The sequence below is a fragment of the Limnohabitans sp. DM1 genome (assembly GCF_001269385.1).
Lineage (GTDB): Bacteria > Pseudomonadota > Gammaproteobacteria > Burkholderiales > Burkholderiaceae_C > Limnohabitans_A.
In genome coordinates, this window is sequence record NZ_CXOO01000014.1 from 20618 (window position 1) to 35025 (window position 14408).

Consider the following 14408-nt stretch of genomic DNA (forward strand, 5'->3'; position numbering starts at 1 on the left):
GGTCGCGCTGAAACCGCGACGCGATCAGCGTGCGTAAACGTTCATGCCGGGGAAGAAGAAGGCAACTTCAGCGGCGGCGGTTTCGGGGGCGTCAGAGCCGTGCACGGCGTTGGCGTCGATGCTGTCAGCAAAGTCAGCGCGGATGGTGCCAGCAGCAGCCTTCTTCGGGTCGGTCGCGCCCATCAGGTCACGGTTCTTGGCGATGGCGTTCTCGCCTTGCAGGGCTTGAATCATCACGGGGCCGGAGACCATGAAGTCCACCAGGTCCTTGAAGAAAGGACGCTCTTTGTGCACAGCGTAGAACTGCTCGGCTTCGCCGCGCGACAGGTGAGCCATCTTTGCGGCGACCACTTTCAGGCCGGCAGCTTCAAAACGGGCATAGATTTGACCGATGACGTTCTTGGCGACTGCGTCGGGCTTGATGATGGAGAGGGTGCGTTCGATGGCCATGGTATTTCCTGTAACGAAAGGGTTTTTAAGCAATTTTGCCCTACGGCAAAGCCAGTGATTCTAACCTGAGCAGACCCCGCCAAAAGGCGAGCGAGGCCGCATGGCCCCACAGGAGAAACTGAAATCAACGGCTGCGGCCACCACTGCCACCACTGCCACCACTGCCACGACCACCCCGGCCTGGACCGCCCGGGACCTTTTTCAAGCGATTGAAGCTCTCGGCTCCAATGTACTTGGCCTCAGTTTTCGGGACATCCGACTTCGCATGCAAGCCGGAGCCGCCCGGCGCCTGGTTGGGTTTGGCCGCTGGTTTGGCGCGCGGCACAGCTGTCCCTGCCCTGCCCTGTCCGCCTGTGCGAGGACGACGGTCGTTGCGGTCGGTTCGTGAGACAGGGCGCGCAAGCGCCGTCCGAGGTCGGTCGAGGGTACCCGCCGCAAGCATGAGCGAACGGATATCCGCCTCGTCCAGTTCTAACCAAGCCCCACGGCGCAAACCGTGCGGCAAGACCATGGCACCGTAACGGATACGGATCAGGCGACTCACCGCATGACCGACCGACTCCATCATGCGACGCACCTCGCGGTTGCGACCCTCGGAAATCGTCACGCGGTACCAGCAATTGGAGCCTTCGCCCCCGCCGTCTTCGATGGAGCCGAACTGCGCCAGACCGTCTTCAAGCATGACGCCATCGAGCAATTTCTGTTTTTCGTCCTTGCTCAAGGCGCCCAGCACCCGCACCGCGTATTCGCGCTCCAGCCCGAAGCGGGGGTGCATCAGCTGATTGGCCAGCTCGCCCGAGCTGGTGAACAGCAGCAAGCCTTCGGTGTTCAGATCCAGACGACCGACGGACTGCCATTTGCCATTCATCAATCGGGGCAATTTGCGAAAAACCGAAGGACGGTTTTGCGGATCATCGTGACTGACGATCTCGCCTGCAGGCTTGTGGTAAGCAATCACGCGTGCGGGTGGCGGATCGATACGGATGCGGATCGGCTTGCCATTGACCTTGATCTGATCGCCGAACTGCACGCGTTGTCCGACGTGCGCCGGTTCATTGTTAACGGCCACACGGCCTTCGGCAATGAGCTTTTCCATCTCCAGGCGCGAGCCCATGCCCGCTTGTGCCAGCACTTTGTGCAGCTTGGGTGAATCGACCTCGGGGGCCAGAACGCGCTTACCCAAATCGGCCTCGACAAGCTGCAAGGCCTCCTCTTCTTCATCAAATTGTCCGGAAACCACATCGGACAGTTCAATGGGTTTGTACGCGGTTTCGGGTGGGCTAGCCTTTGGCTTGCGGATGCGGGATTCATATTCACCGGCGGGTGTCGAAGGGGTGTCGTGAGTTTTAGGCGTCATGGGTGGTCAGGTTCTTCGCCGTGCAAACGGCTTATGGGTGTAGAGGATGGGGCAAGACCAGCATCGGCAGAACCCAAAGAAGTACAGAAAGAGGCAGGCGCAATCACATGCGCCGCATCGTGCGCCTCGGGCTCTTCTGCCTGCGTGTTGTCAGTGGTCATCGTCTCGGGCAATGCCTCACGCTCTGGTTCTGCCCCTTGCGCAGATTCGGGCATGTTATGTATATCAGCTGTCTCAGGCTCATCAAATGGCAAAGAGCCGGAAACTTGCCCAATGGCCTCTTCGAGCGACAAGGCCGGTTGAACTGGCAGCTGCTCAATCAGACCGCTCAACCCCGAGTCTTGGCCGTCTGCCTGCGTGAGCATGGGCAGCTGGTCCAGCGAAGACAACCCCAGATCGTCCAGAAACTGGCGCGTCGTGGCATACAGACCCGGGCGGCCTACCGTTTCTCGGTGGCCGATGACTTCCACCCAGCCTCGGTCTTCCAGCTGTTTCAGTATGGGCGTGCTGATGGTGACCCCGCGGATGTCTTCCATATCCCCACGGGTGACCGGCTGTCGGTAAGCGATGATGGCCAGCGTTTCGAGCACGGCCCGGGTGTATTTGGGCGGCTTTTCCGGATGCAGTCGGTCCAAAAACTGCCGCATCTCGGGTCGGCTCTGAAAGCGCCAACCGCTGGCCACACAGGCCAGCTCCAATCCGCGTTGGGTCCATTCCAGTTGAAGGTCTTGCAGCATTTGCCGCAGGGTGTCGGCCCCGAGAGCATCGTCAAACAGCGTGCGCAGATCGCGCAATGACAGAGGCTGGCCTGCTGTCAGCAGCGCCGTTTCCAGGACACGCTTGGCTTGCGCCATATTCATGGTGTCAATCTTTCGGGATAAAGACGCCTCACGGCGTCAAAGGTGCAGAGATGGTGGCTGATTCAGTGCAAAAACAGCCCGTTCTGATGGGCTCAAACCCCTATGGCCAAGCCCTGGATGTGCCCAACCGGATGATCCGCTCAGGCTCCCTGTGAAGACCCATTGTAGCTGAGGCCTCCCAAGGCCAATGCTTGCGCCATGTCCTCTGGCAAATCGGTACGCAGATCAATGGCTGTCCCCGTGATCGGATGGGTGAATGCCAAATGCCAAGCATGCAAAGCTTGGCGCTGCATGCCCAGCGCGGGCGCGCCGCCATACACCTCATCGGCCAGCAAGGCATGACCCACATGCGCCATGTGCACCCTAATTTGATGTGTACGCCCGGTGTGCAAGGTGCATTGCACCAAACAAAAACGATCAGTTTGACCCAGCACATCCACCGTAGTGGACGCTGTTTTGCCTGACTGGTGCGTCAAATCAACCACGCCCATGCGCAAACGATTGGCTGGATCACGCCCGATGGCGGCCTCGATGGTCAGCGGCGATGCTCTGGTCCAGGCTTTGTGCGCGAGTGCCAGGTATTGGCGATGGACCTCGCGGGCGGCAATTTGCTGCACCAGCGCGTCCATGGCCTGACGCGTGCGGGCCACAACCATCAAGCCACTGGTGTCTTTGTCAAGACGGTGAACAATGCCAGCACGCGGCACGTCGGCTGCCGCAGGGTCGAGCGCCAACAGACCATTGAGCAAAGTGCCGCGCCAATTGCCCGGCGCAGGGTGCACCACCAGACCAGCAGGTTTGTGGATGACGCGCAGATGGGCATCTTCATAGACCACCTCAATAGTCATGACCTCGGGCACGAAAGCTTGTGACTGCGGCGTGGCGCGCAAAGTCACTTGCACGCGATGCCCCAGCCTCACCTTGGTTGAAACCTTGGTCGTCACGCGTCCATCGACCAAGACTTCGCCTTGCTCGATCAGTTGCTGTAAAAAACTGCGCGAAAACTCAGGCACCATTTGGGCCAGGGCGCGGTCCAGGCGCTGACCATGTAAATCCATGGGCACCTGGGTGCTTCGAACTTCCAGCTCGGGGCTTTCGCCAAGACGTTCAGCGTCGTCTGACGAAGCGGTATTGGCAGTTTGACTGAAGGTGGTGGTCGATATAATGGATTCCATTGAACAGTTCAAGGACGTCAGAGATGCAAAGCTACAGATTATCGGTGGTTCCAGCCAGCTTGGTGGTGGCTTTGGGGCTCCTTCTGGGTGGTTGCTCCAGCACACCCAAGGACATCACGGCAGGCTGGACTCCTGAAAAGATTTACAAGGAAGCGCGCGATGAGGTCAATGCTGGCGCTTGGGACAAAGCCATTCGCTTGTATGAAAAACTTGAAGGTCGTGCTGCGGGCACTGTGCTGGCCCAGCAAGCACAAATTGACAAGGCTTTCGCCCAATATAAAACCGGTGACAAAGTTCAGGCCCTGGCGACACTGGATCGTTTCATTCGCCTGCACCCGACCAGCCCCGCGCTGGATTACGCCATCTACCTCAAAGGCTTGGTCAACTTCAATGACAACCTGGGGCTCTTTTCGGCCATCACCAACCAGGACTTGTCAGAGCGGGACCAAAAAGCTGCAAAAGACTCTTACGAGTCCTTCCGGGAATTGGTGGCGCGTTTTCCGGACTCCAAATACGCGCCAGAAGCCCGCCAGCGCATGACTTACATTGTCAATTCGCTGGCCGCCTATGAGGTGCATGTGGCACGCTACTACGCCAGCCGTGGCGCACACATTGCCGCCATCAACCGTGCACAACAAGCCCTCACGGATTACCCGGGTGTGCCCGCCCTAGAGGAAGCTCTGGCAATTTTGATCAAGTCCTACGACGCCATGAGCATGACGGTCTTGCGCGACGATACCCAGCGTATTCTGGAAAAAAACTTCCCCCAGTCCAAATTCATCCAGGCCAACGGCATCAAAAAGTCGTCGAGTTGGTGGCGTCTTTGGTGAGTTGCAGCAAAGCGGCCTGAAACTCCTGATGCGAGTTCAATCGCCGCATCTCGGGCAAGCCACGAATCAAACGCCTCCCGTACGACATGCTGGTCAATCGCTTGTCACACACCACCAGCACCCCCCTGTCTGCTTCACTGCGAATGAGCCGGCCCGCACCCTGCTTGAGTGCCACCGCGGCCTCTGGCAATGCGTGGTCGGCAAACGCACTGCGGCCCTCACGCGTGACACGCTGACTGCGCGCCTCAAACAAGGGGTCACCAGGTGGGGGAAAGGGTAATTTGTCGATGATGACCAGTTGCAGCGCGTCACCTGGCACATCAAAGCCTTCCCAAAAAGAGGCGGAAGCCACCAGCACACACCCCGCCTGACCGCCCTGCGAACCCTCACGAAAGCGTTCCATCAAACGGCGTTTGGGACTTTGGCCTTGCACCAGAACCTCCACATTCGTACTGGCATCCAGTTGCGACTGCAATTGCTCGCCAATTGTGCGCATGGCATTCAAGGTGGTGGTCAACACCAGGGTTCTGCCGCCGAGCAAACGCGCCGACTCGGCGGCCAGATGCGCCACCTGCACAGCATGACCCGGATCACCGGGCTTCGGTAAATGATCAGGCACATACAAAGCAGCCTGGCGAGCATAGTCAAAAGGACTGCTGACCTGCAGCACCGTGGCTGAAGACAAACCACACGGCTCGGTGAACCACCGCAGCGTGTGGTCATCGCCCAAGGTGGCCGAAGTGAAAACCCAGGCCCGCTGGACCACAGCCTCCTGAGCAGCTTCGGCCGATGGTTCAACAGGCCAGGCATGCGCTTGACCTTGTTCAGACGCTGCATCCGTTTCTTCATTCGTGGGCGCAGATGCAGTCGGCAAGGCGATGGGTTTTGTCAAGGCCGAAAAAGCATCAGCAATGTCCAGCGGCGACTCCACCAGTCGAAGCTGCGCAGTGACCTCTGCCCAACGCACACCCTCCGGATCAGGCACGCTGGAAAACAGCGCTACCGCCTGTAAAAGTTCGCGCGTGCGGTCAGACAGGCGCTGAAAATCGGGTGCCAACTCGCTCACCATCTCCAGTCCGGCTTCCAGCAATTGCAGCGAGTGCCTCAAGGTCTCCATGGCCCCCGTCCACTCAGACTCGTCTACCCCCTCAGGCAAGGACTGTGTCCAGCGCAAGCGCACAGACCCTCGGTGCAGACCAGCGGCCAGGCGCAGGTCTCGCGATGCTTTTTCCAATTGCCCACTCAAGAGTTGCCAATCCACCAAGCCCCGTGCCAGTTGCAAACCCGTTGCCAACACATCGCGAGACAGTTCCAGCAATTGCACGGTCGACAACTGCTTGCCCAAAAAGTTCACACCGATTTCGTTGAGCTGGTGGGCCTCGTCAAACACCGTCACACGCACCGTGGGTAAAAGCTCGGCAACACCCGATTCACGCACGGCCATGTCGGCGAAAAACAAATGGTGGTTGATGACCACCACATCCGCCGCCATGGCTTCTTTGCGAGCCAGCATCACATGGCAGGCCTTGTAGCGCGGACAACTCGAGCCCAGACAGTTGTCCCGTGTGGATGTGACCAAGGGCCACAGCGATGAGCGCTCGTCCAGACCCGTCAATTCGGCCATGTCGCCCGTGCGCGTCGCCTGCGACCAGGTTTCAATCTTGGCTAAAGCCCTTTGTGTGCCGGGCTCGTCCGCCTCAGGGCTGTGCCGAGCCTGCTCCATGCGGTACAGGCACAGGTAGTTGGAGCGGCCCTTGAGCAGCGCCACCCGAATCGGCAGACCCAGCACATCGACCAGTCGGGGGATATCGCGTGAAAACAATTGGTCTTGCAGCGCCTTGGTCGCCGTAGACACCAAGGCCCTTTGCCCACTCAGCAAAACGGGCACCAGATAGGCATAGGTTTTGCCAACACCTGTGCCCGCCTCCACCACCAGTTGGCCCCCCTCTTGAACGGTCTGGCTCACAGCCATGGCCATGTCGGTTTGTCCCTGCCGGGGCTGAAATCCCGGCACGGCCTGAGCCAAAACGCCGTGGTCAGAAAGGGTCTCGGCCACCTTTTGCCCCAAAAGACTCAAGCGGGCTCCTTGGGATCGATCAGTTGACGCAATTTGGCTATGTGGTCACGCAAGGCCAGACGCCGTTTTTTCAGGCGGCGCAAAAGCAACTCATCCAGCGGCAAAGGCGCCAGACAGGCTTGGTCAATCAGCGCATCCAGATCAGCATGCGCCATTTGCCACTCAATGAGTTGACGCTGCGGCGAACGCAAATCGGCACTTGAACCATCCATCATGGCGGACTCCGAACATCTGTCTGTTTACCTTCGAGCCGAATCTCGCGCTGCTCCGTGCGCCACTGGCGCTCATCCACATTCAGGCGCAATTCCTCTTGGCGAATGGGCTCCAGGGCCTGCCTGCGCACTTTGCGGGCATCGCTCAAACAGGCATTGACCGCAAATTTTTGCCAGCAATCTCTGGCTTGTTGTTCATGGACCGCCATGACGGCTTGGCGCTGGCGGGTCAATTCCTCACGGCCCGACACAATGTGCTCCGGCAAAGCCGTCTGTGACTGTGCACTCACGCCTGAGACGCTGAACACCCACAAAAGCCCACACAAGCGTTTGATCATGTCAGGTGCGTGTCCACGGTGCGGTGCTCCAGCGCCAGAAACTCGCTCGACTGCATCTCGTGCAGTCGCGAGACGGTGCGCGGAAACTCGTGCGACATGGGGCCCGAGGTGTACAACCCTTCGGGCGGCACGGCGGCCGACATGATGAGCTTGACCCGGCGGTCGTACAGCACGTCGATCAACCAAGTGAAGCGCCGCGCCTCGGACGCCATGCTCACGGGCATGTGCGGCACGTTGCTCAGCAGCACCGTGTGGTACTGCGTGGCGATTTCGAGGTAGTCGTTTTGCGAGCGCGGGCCGCCACAAATGGCGCGGAAGTCAAACCAGACCACATCCCCGGCACGGCGTTTGGCGGTGATTTCGCGCGCTTCGATGTGCAGCACCGGGTCTTCGTCCGGCCCTGTGGCCAGGCGGTTGAAGGCGTCGTTCATCTCGGCATCGGCCTGCTCGCCCAAAGGCGAGTGGTAAAGCTTGACCATCTCCAGCGTGCGGCGGCGGTAGTCGGTGCCGTTGTCCACATTGAGCACCTGCATGCGCTGGTTGAGCAAAGCAATCGCGGGCAAGATGCGGTCGCGGTGCAGGCCGTCGGGGTACAGGCCGTCGGGCTCGAAGTTGGAGGTGGTGACAAAGCCCACACCGTTGTCGAACAGCGCCACCAACAGGCGGTGCAAAATCATGGCGTCGGTGATGTCGGCCACATGGAATTCATCGAAGCAAATGAGTTGGTAACGCTTGGCCATGCGTTTGCCCAATTCGTCGAGCGGGTTGACGGTGCCCTGGATCACGGTCAGTTCGCGATGCACCTCGCGCATGAACTCGTGAAAGTGCAGGCGGGTTTTGCGCTCGATGGGCACGGCCGCAAAAAAGCAGTCCATCAAAAAACTCTTGCCACGCCCCACCCCGCCAAACATGTAGACCCCCTTGGGGATCTCCGGGCTGCTCAGGAACTTGGCCAGCAGGCCCGATCGCTTGGACTTGTACGCCGCCCACTCGCTGGCGCAGCGCTCCAGCGCCTCAATGGCCCGCAATTGTGCGGGGTCGCTTTGGTAGCCCCGTTTTTGGAGTTCTTCTTCGTAAACTTCACGAACGGACATGGGTGGCTTGCTCTTCAATTCAATAACAAAACCCGGGACCAGGCCCGGGTTTTCAGGGATGCGGAACTTTAACCCAACTCACCCGGCGCTGCAGTGCCGGGTGCGTCAAGGTCTTAGAAGTTCAGGCTGCGCTTGTCCACCGCCAAAGCGGCCTCTTTGGTGGACTCGCTCAAGCTGGGGTGCGCGTGGCAGATGCGGGCAATGTCTTCCGCGCTGGCGCGGAATTCCATGGCCACCACGGCCTCGGCGATCAGCTCGGAGGCTTGTGGGCCCACGATGTGCACGCCCAAGATTTCGTCGGTGGTCGCATCGGCCAGCATTTTCACCATGCCGGTCGTGTCGCCCAAGGCGCGGGCACGGCCATTGGCCAGGAACGGGAAGGAACCCGCCTTGTACGCCACGCCATCGGCTTTGAGCTGCTGCTCGGTGCGGCCCACCCACGCAATTTCGGGGCTGGTGTAGATGACCCAAGGGATGGTGTTGAAGTTGACGTGACCGTGTTGGCCAGCGATGCGCTCGGCCACGGCAACGCCCTCTTCCTCGGCTTTGTGCGCCAGCATGGGGCCACGCACCACGTCACCCACCGCCCAGACACCGGACAGGTTGGTTTTGCAATCCGCATCGACCACGATCGCGCCGCGCTCGTCGAGCTGCAAGCCCACCGCTTCGGTGTTCAAACCGATGGTGTTGGGCACGCGGCCGATCGAGATGATCAGCTTGTCGGCGTCCAGCACCACGGCTTCGCCCTTGGCGTTGGTGTAATTGACCGTGACGCCCTTCTTGCCGTTGACGATCTCGCCGACTTTCACGCCCAGCTCAATCTTCAAGCCTTGCTTGTCGAATGCCTTCTTGGCTTCTTTGGCGATCTGTTCATCCACGGCACCCAAGAAAGTCGGCAGGCCCTCAAGAATGGTGACTTCTGCGCCCAGGCGACGCCAGACCGAACCCATTTCCAGACCGATCACGCCGGAGCCAATCAGGGCCAGCTTCTTGGGCACAGCACCCACGCGCAATGCGCCGTCGTTCGACAACACATTGACTTCGTCAAACGGTGTGCCGGGCAAAGCACGGGCGTTGGAGCCGGTAGCGATGATGATGTTTTTGCCGGTGATCGACTCTTCTGTTTTGCCTGCCACCTTGATCTCGTAGCCGCCTTCAGCCTTGCTCGCAAAGCTGCCGCGACCGTGAAAGAACGTGACCTTGTTCTTTTTCAGCAAGTACAAGATGCCGTCGTTGTTTTGCTTCACGACGATGTCCTTGCGGGCAATCATCTTGGCCACGTCCATCTTCACGTCTTTGGCGCTGATGCCGTGCTCGGCGAAGTGGTGGTTGGCATGGTCAAAGTGCTCGCTGGACTGCAACAAAGCCTTGGAGGGGATGCAACCCACGTTGGTGCAGGTGCCGCCAGGGGCTGGGCCACCGGCTGCGTTTTTCCACTCGTCGATACAGGCGACCTGGAAACCGAGTTGTGCAGCGCGGATGGCTGCGATGTAGCCACCGGGGCCACCGCCGATGACAACGACGTCGAATTGTTTGCTCATGGTGAATGTCTTCTGGATGAAAAACGCCCCCTGGGCAGGGGGCATTCAAAACAAGGAATTAGATGTCGAACAGCAGGCGGGCTGGGTCTTCCAGCGCCTCCTTCATGGCGACCAAGCCCAAGACAGCTTCGCGGCCGTCAATGATGCGGTGGTCGTAGGACATGGCGAAGTAGTTCATGGGGCGAACCACGACCTGGCCGTTTTCCACCATGGCGCGGTCTTTGGTCGCGTGCACGCCCAAAATCGCCGACTGGGGTGGGTTGATGATGGGGGTGGACATCATCGAGCCGAAGGTGCCGCCGTTCGAGATCGAGAAGGTGCCGCCGGTCATTTCTTCCATGCCAAGCTTGCCGTCACGGGCCTTGACGCCGAATTCGGCGATCTTTTTCTCGATGTCGGCAAAGCTCATCTGGTCGGCGTTGCGCAGGATCGGCACCACCAAACCACGGGGCGAACCCACAGCAATACCGATGTCGAAATAGCCGTGGTAGACGATGTCGTTGCCGTCAACAGAGGCATTGAGCACGGGGAATTTCTTCAGGGCGTGCACAGCGGCTTTGACGAAGAAGCTCATGAAGCCCAGCTTGCAGCCGTGTTCCTTCTCGAAACGCTCTTGCATGCGCTTGCGCATCTCCATGACCGGGGCCATGTTGATTTCGTTGAAGGTCGTCAAGATGGCGTTGGTGGACTGCGATTGCAGCAAACGCTCGGCCACGCGGGCACGCAGGCGGGTCATGGGCACGCGCTGCTCAGGGCGCTCGCCCAAATCCACAGCTGGGCCGGACACCTGAGGCAAAGCCTTGGTGGGAACGCCGGTCGGGATCACGGCAGCTGTGGACTTGACGCCACCGGCCACAGCGGCCAGCACATCGCCCTTGGTCACGCGGCCGTCTTTGCCAGAACCGGCCACAGAACCTGCAGCCAAGCTGTTGTCGGCCATGAGTTTGGCAGCGGCGGGCATGGCCACACCGGCCATGCTGCCACCTGTTGCAGCGGCTGGCGCAGCAGCCGCAGGAGCTGGTGCAGCGGCAGCTGGTGCAGCAGCGGCAGGCGCCGCAGCGGCGACTTTGCCGTCGGTGTCGATGCGGGCGATCAGTTGCTCGGCGGCCACTGTGGCACCATCGCCCTGGATGATTTCAGACAGCACGCCAGCGGCGGGCGCGGGCACTTCAAGGACGACCTTGTCGGTTTCGATCTCGATCAGGATCTCGTCGGCGGCCACGGTGTCGCCGACTTTCTTTTTCCACTGCAGCATGGTGGCCTCAGCCACGGACTCGGACAGTTGGGGAACTTTGACTTCTACGATTGCCATGATTTTTCCGTTATGCGTTGTACGTTAGGTAGGTGTACGGGAGGATGTGGGTGAAGGGTCTGGCGACGAACACTCACCGCCAGAAGCCGCCTCACTTGGTCAGCACGAAGCCCTTGAGCTTGGCGAAGGCCGCCTCGATCAGCGCCTTTTGCTGGTCCTGGTGCAGGTGCGAGTAACCCACCGCAGGCGAGGCAGAGGCTGCGCGACCGGCATAACCGAGCTTTTGGCCGTCCAGCATGTTCTCGTGGATGTTGTGCTGGATGAAGAACCAGGCGCCCTGGTTTTGTGGCTCGTCCTGGCACCACACGATGTCGGTGGCGTTGGGGTACTTTTTCAGCTCGGCCGCAAACGCCTTGTGCGGGAACGGATACAGCTGCTCGACACGGATGATGGCCACGTCGTCGGCACCCTTGGCTTCGCGGTGCTTGACCAGGTCGTAGTACACCTTGCCCGAGCAAGCCACCACGCGCTTGACCTTGTCGGCCTTGAGCGTTTTGTTCTCGGGGATCACGGTCTGGAAGCTGCCATGCGTGAACTCGGACACGGGCGATGTCGCGTCCTTGTTGCGCAGCAGCGACTTGGGCGTGAAGATGACCAAGGGCTTGCGCAGGTTGCGCACCATCTGGCGACGCAGCACATGGAAGATCTGGCTGGCGGTGGTGGGCTGCACCAGTTGCATGTTGGTGTCGGCCGCCAGCTGCATGAAGCGCTCGACGCGGGCGGAGCTGTGCTCAGGGCCTTGGCCTTCGTAGCCGTGGGGCAGCATCAGGGTGATGCCGTTGACACGGCCCCACTTGACTTCGCCCGAGGCGATGAACTGGTCGATCACCACCTGTGCACCGTTGGCAAAGTCGCCAAACTGCGCTTCCCAGATCACCAAGGTGTTGGGGTCGTTCGAGGCGTAGCCGTACTCAAAAGCCAGCACCGCTTCCTCGGACAGGATCGAGTCGATCACGGTGAAGGGTGCCTGGTTGTCGGTGACGTTTTGCAGCGCCACATAGGTGCCGGTGTCCCACTTTTCGCGCTTTTGGTCATGGATGACCGCATGGCGGTGTGTGAAGGTTCCACGGCCGCAGTCCTCGCCCGACAGACGCACAGGGTAGCCGCTGGCCACCAAAGAGGCGAAAGCCATGTGCTCGCCCATGCCCCAGTCCACCGGAATCTCGCCACGGCCCATGGCCGCGCGGTCGTCGTACACCTTTTTGACCAGCTGGTGTGGTGTGACCGATTCAGGGATGGTCGTGATTTTTTCGGCCACACGCTTCCACTCGGCCAGAGGGATGGCGGTGTCGCCCGCATCGGTCCACTTCTTGCCCAGGAAGGGCGACCAGTCCACGGTGAACTTGGTCTTGAAGTTGGTCAACACGGGGTCGGTCGTGTTCTTGCCTGCGTCCAGGGCGGCGCGGTAGGCCTTGGCCATGTCCTCGCCCAATGTGTCGCCCAGGCCTTGTGCGGCCAGTTTGTCGGCAAACAGTTTGCGCGTGCCAGGGTGAGCGGCAATCTTTTTGTACATCAGCGGCTGGGTCAAAGCAGGGGTGTCCTGCTCGTTGTGGCCCAGTTTGCGGAAGCACACCACGTCCAGCACCACGTCCTTGCGGAAGGTCATGCGGTATTCGAGGGCGAGCTGCGCAGCCATGACCACGGCTTCAGGATCGTCGCCGTTGACGTGCAGCACCGGGGCTTCGACCATCTTGACGATATCGGTACAGAACACGCTCGAGCGCATGTCGCGCGGGTCGGACGTCGTGAAACCGATCTGGTTGTTGATGATGATGTGCACCGTGCCGCCTGTGGAATAACCACGGGTTTGCGCCAGGGCAAAGGTTTCCTGGTTCACACCTTGGCCACCAAACGCGGCGTCGCCGTGCACCAGCACGGGCAGCACTTGCTTGCCCAGAGGGTCATCGCGGCGGTCCATGCGGGCACGCACCGAGCCTTCGACCACGGGGTTCACGATTTCGAGGTGCGAGGGGTTGAACGCCAGCGACAAGTGCACAGGGCCACCCGAAGTGCTCACGTCAGAGCTGAAACCCTGGTGGTACTTCACGTCACCCGCAGGCAGCTCTTCGGGGGCGGTGTGGTCAAACTCGGCAAACAGGTCCGCGGGCAACTTGCCCATGGTGTTGACCAGCACGTTCAGGCGGCCACGGTGGGCCATGCCGATCACGACTTCCTGCACGCCTTGTGCACCGGCCGACTGGATCAGCTCGTCCATGGCGGCGATGAAGCTCTCACCGCCTTCGAGGGAGAAGCGCTTTTGGCCCACGTATTTGGTGTGCAGGTAGCGCTCCAGGCCTTCGGCAGCCGTCAGGCGGTCGAGGATCTGTTTTTTCTTCTCGGCCGTGAAATTGGGCTTGCTGCGGATGCTTTCGAGCTTTTGCTGCCACCAGCGCTTTTCAGCCTGCTCGGTGGTGTACATGTACTCGGCCCCGATCGTGCCGCAATAGGTCTCGCGCAGTGCATTGAGCAGCTCGCGCAAAGACATGCGGTTTTTGCCGAAGAAGGTGTTGCTGGTGTCGAACACGGTTTCCTGGTCGGCATCGGTGAAGCCGAAGAAAGCGGGGTCGAGATCAGGAATATTGGGGCGCTCGGTGCGCTTCAAGGGGTCGAGGTCGGCCCAGCGTTGGCCCACGTTGCGGTAAGCGGCGATCAACTGTTGAACGGCGGTGCGCTTGCGGCCCATCTCGACATCGGCGCTGGCCATGACGACTTTGGTGCCGCCGGACTTGGCGCGCTCGGCAAAGGCGTTGATGACGGGCATATGGGGGACGTCTTTGGCGTTGGTGCCGTCGACTGCGGGAACGTGCTGGAGGGCGTCGAAATACTCACGCCAGGAATCTGGGACGCTGCCGGGGTTGGCCAGGTAGTTTTCGTACATCTCTTCGACGTACGGGGCGTTGCCGCCGAACAAATAGGTGTTGCCTTGGTAGGCAGCGTAGACGGAATTAGTCTCGCTCATATTTCGCTGACCTCCGTTTCCCTCTGGGAAACATTAGTTGGTTGAGATTTACCTTCCGCGACACGGCTGAACCGGTTGGCGGATGCGACTGTGGCAAAGGAAGGGCCTGAGTACAGCGCGCATTGTGCCACGCCTTGTCCGATATCAAACTTACAGTCATACGAAACAAAACGGGTGGAAGGCTTTTGGGGTAAAAAAAGACC

At 60.1% G+C, this 14408-nt stretch carries 12 protein-coding genes; 1 reads left to right on the forward strand and 11 read right to left on the reverse strand.

Annotated elements, in window-relative coordinates; genetic code table 11:
• Positions 1 to 24 precede the first annotated feature (24 nt).
• The 4 genes from ndk to AMM33_RS05120 all read right to left on the reverse strand — a co-directional run bounded on the left by ndk (position 25) and on the right by AMM33_RS05120 (position 3842).
• Positions 25 to 450, reverse strand: coding sequence for a nucleoside-diphosphate kinase (ndk, locus tag AMM33_RS05105; RefSeq protein WP_090139308.1), 426 nt, complete (start codon positions 448 to 450; stop codon positions 25 to 27).
• A 124-nt stretch (positions 451 to 574) separates the two neighbouring features.
• The gene (locus tag AMM33_RS05110; RefSeq protein ID WP_090139309.1) at positions 575 to 1807 is read right to left on the reverse strand and encodes a pseudouridine synthase; all 1233 of its coding nucleotides are present in this window, start codon (positions 1805 to 1807) and stop codon (positions 575 to 577) included.
• On the reverse strand, positions 1804 to 2667 hold the full coding sequence (scpB, locus tag AMM33_RS05115; RefSeq protein ID WP_090139310.1) for an SMC-Scp complex subunit ScpB: 864 nt from the start codon (positions 2665 to 2667) through the stop codon (positions 1804 to 1806). The genes AMM33_RS05110 and scpB overlap by 4 nt, the downstream gene beginning before the upstream one ends.
• Positions 2668 to 2807: 140 nt before the next feature.
• Positions 2808 to 3842 (reverse strand): RluA family pseudouridine synthase, encoded by a 1035-nt coding sequence (locus AMM33_RS05120; RefSeq protein ID WP_090139311.1) that lies wholly within the window; start codon positions 3840 to 3842, stop codon positions 2808 to 2810.
• 23 nt (positions 3843 to 3865) lie between these two features.
• On the opposite strand from AMM33_RS05120, the gene AMM33_RS05125 reads away from it, so the two are divergent.
• A complete protein-coding gene (locus tag AMM33_RS05125) occupies positions 3866 to 4672 on the forward strand; it encodes an outer membrane protein assembly factor BamD (protein WP_090139312.1) in 807 nt (268 codons plus the stop codon).
• Here AMM33_RS05125 and AMM33_RS05130 read toward each other — a convergent pair.
• The 7 genes from AMM33_RS05130 to AMM33_RS05160 all read right to left on the reverse strand — a co-directional run bounded on the left by AMM33_RS05130 (position 4638) and on the right by AMM33_RS05160 (position 14205).
• Positions 4638 to 6650 carry an ATP-dependent DNA helicase gene (locus tag AMM33_RS05130; protein WP_090139555.1) on the reverse strand — a complete coding sequence of 671 codons (2013 nt, stop codon included), beginning with the start codon at positions 6648 to 6650 and terminating at the stop codon, positions 4638 to 4640. The two genes, AMM33_RS05125 and AMM33_RS05130, sit on opposite strands and share 35 nt — an antisense overlap.
• Before the next feature lie 95 nt (positions 6651 to 6745).
• Complete coding sequence (locus AMM33_RS05135; protein WP_228767969.1) at positions 6746 to 6964, reverse strand: DUF465 domain-containing protein; 219 nt, start codon at positions 6962 to 6964, stop codon at positions 6746 to 6748.
• Positions 6961 to 7299 carry a hypothetical protein gene (locus tag AMM33_RS05140; protein ID WP_090139314.1) on the reverse strand — a complete coding sequence of 113 codons (339 nt, stop codon included), beginning with the start codon at positions 7297 to 7299 and terminating at the stop codon, positions 6961 to 6963. Before AMM33_RS05140 ends, AMM33_RS05135 begins: the two co-directional genes overlap by 4 nt.
• Entirely contained in the window at positions 7296 to 8393 is a 1098-nt protein-coding gene (zapE, locus tag AMM33_RS05145; protein WP_090139315.1) for a cell division protein ZapE, read from the reverse strand. Before zapE ends, AMM33_RS05140 begins: the two co-directional genes overlap by 4 nt.
• A 113-nt stretch (positions 8394 to 8506) precedes the next feature.
• Positions 8507 to 9934, reverse strand: a complete 1428-nt coding sequence (gene lpdA, locus AMM33_RS05150; RefSeq protein ID WP_090139558.1) for a dihydrolipoyl dehydrogenase — start codon at positions 9932 to 9934, stop codon at positions 8507 to 8509.
• A 58-nt stretch (positions 9935 to 9992) separates the two neighbouring features.
• Positions 9993 to 11246: a 2-oxoglutarate dehydrogenase complex dihydrolipoyllysine-residue succinyltransferase gene (gene odhB / locus AMM33_RS05155; RefSeq protein ID WP_090139316.1), complete on the reverse strand. Its 1254-nt coding sequence runs from the start codon at positions 11244 to 11246 to the stop codon at positions 9993 to 9995.
• A gap of 91 nt (positions 11247 to 11337) precedes the next feature.
• The gene (locus AMM33_RS05160; RefSeq protein WP_090139317.1) at positions 11338 to 14205 is read right to left on the reverse strand and encodes a 2-oxoglutarate dehydrogenase E1 component; all 2868 of its coding nucleotides are present in this window, start codon (positions 14203 to 14205) and stop codon (positions 11338 to 11340) included.
• Positions 14206 to 14408 lie beyond the last annotated feature (203 nt).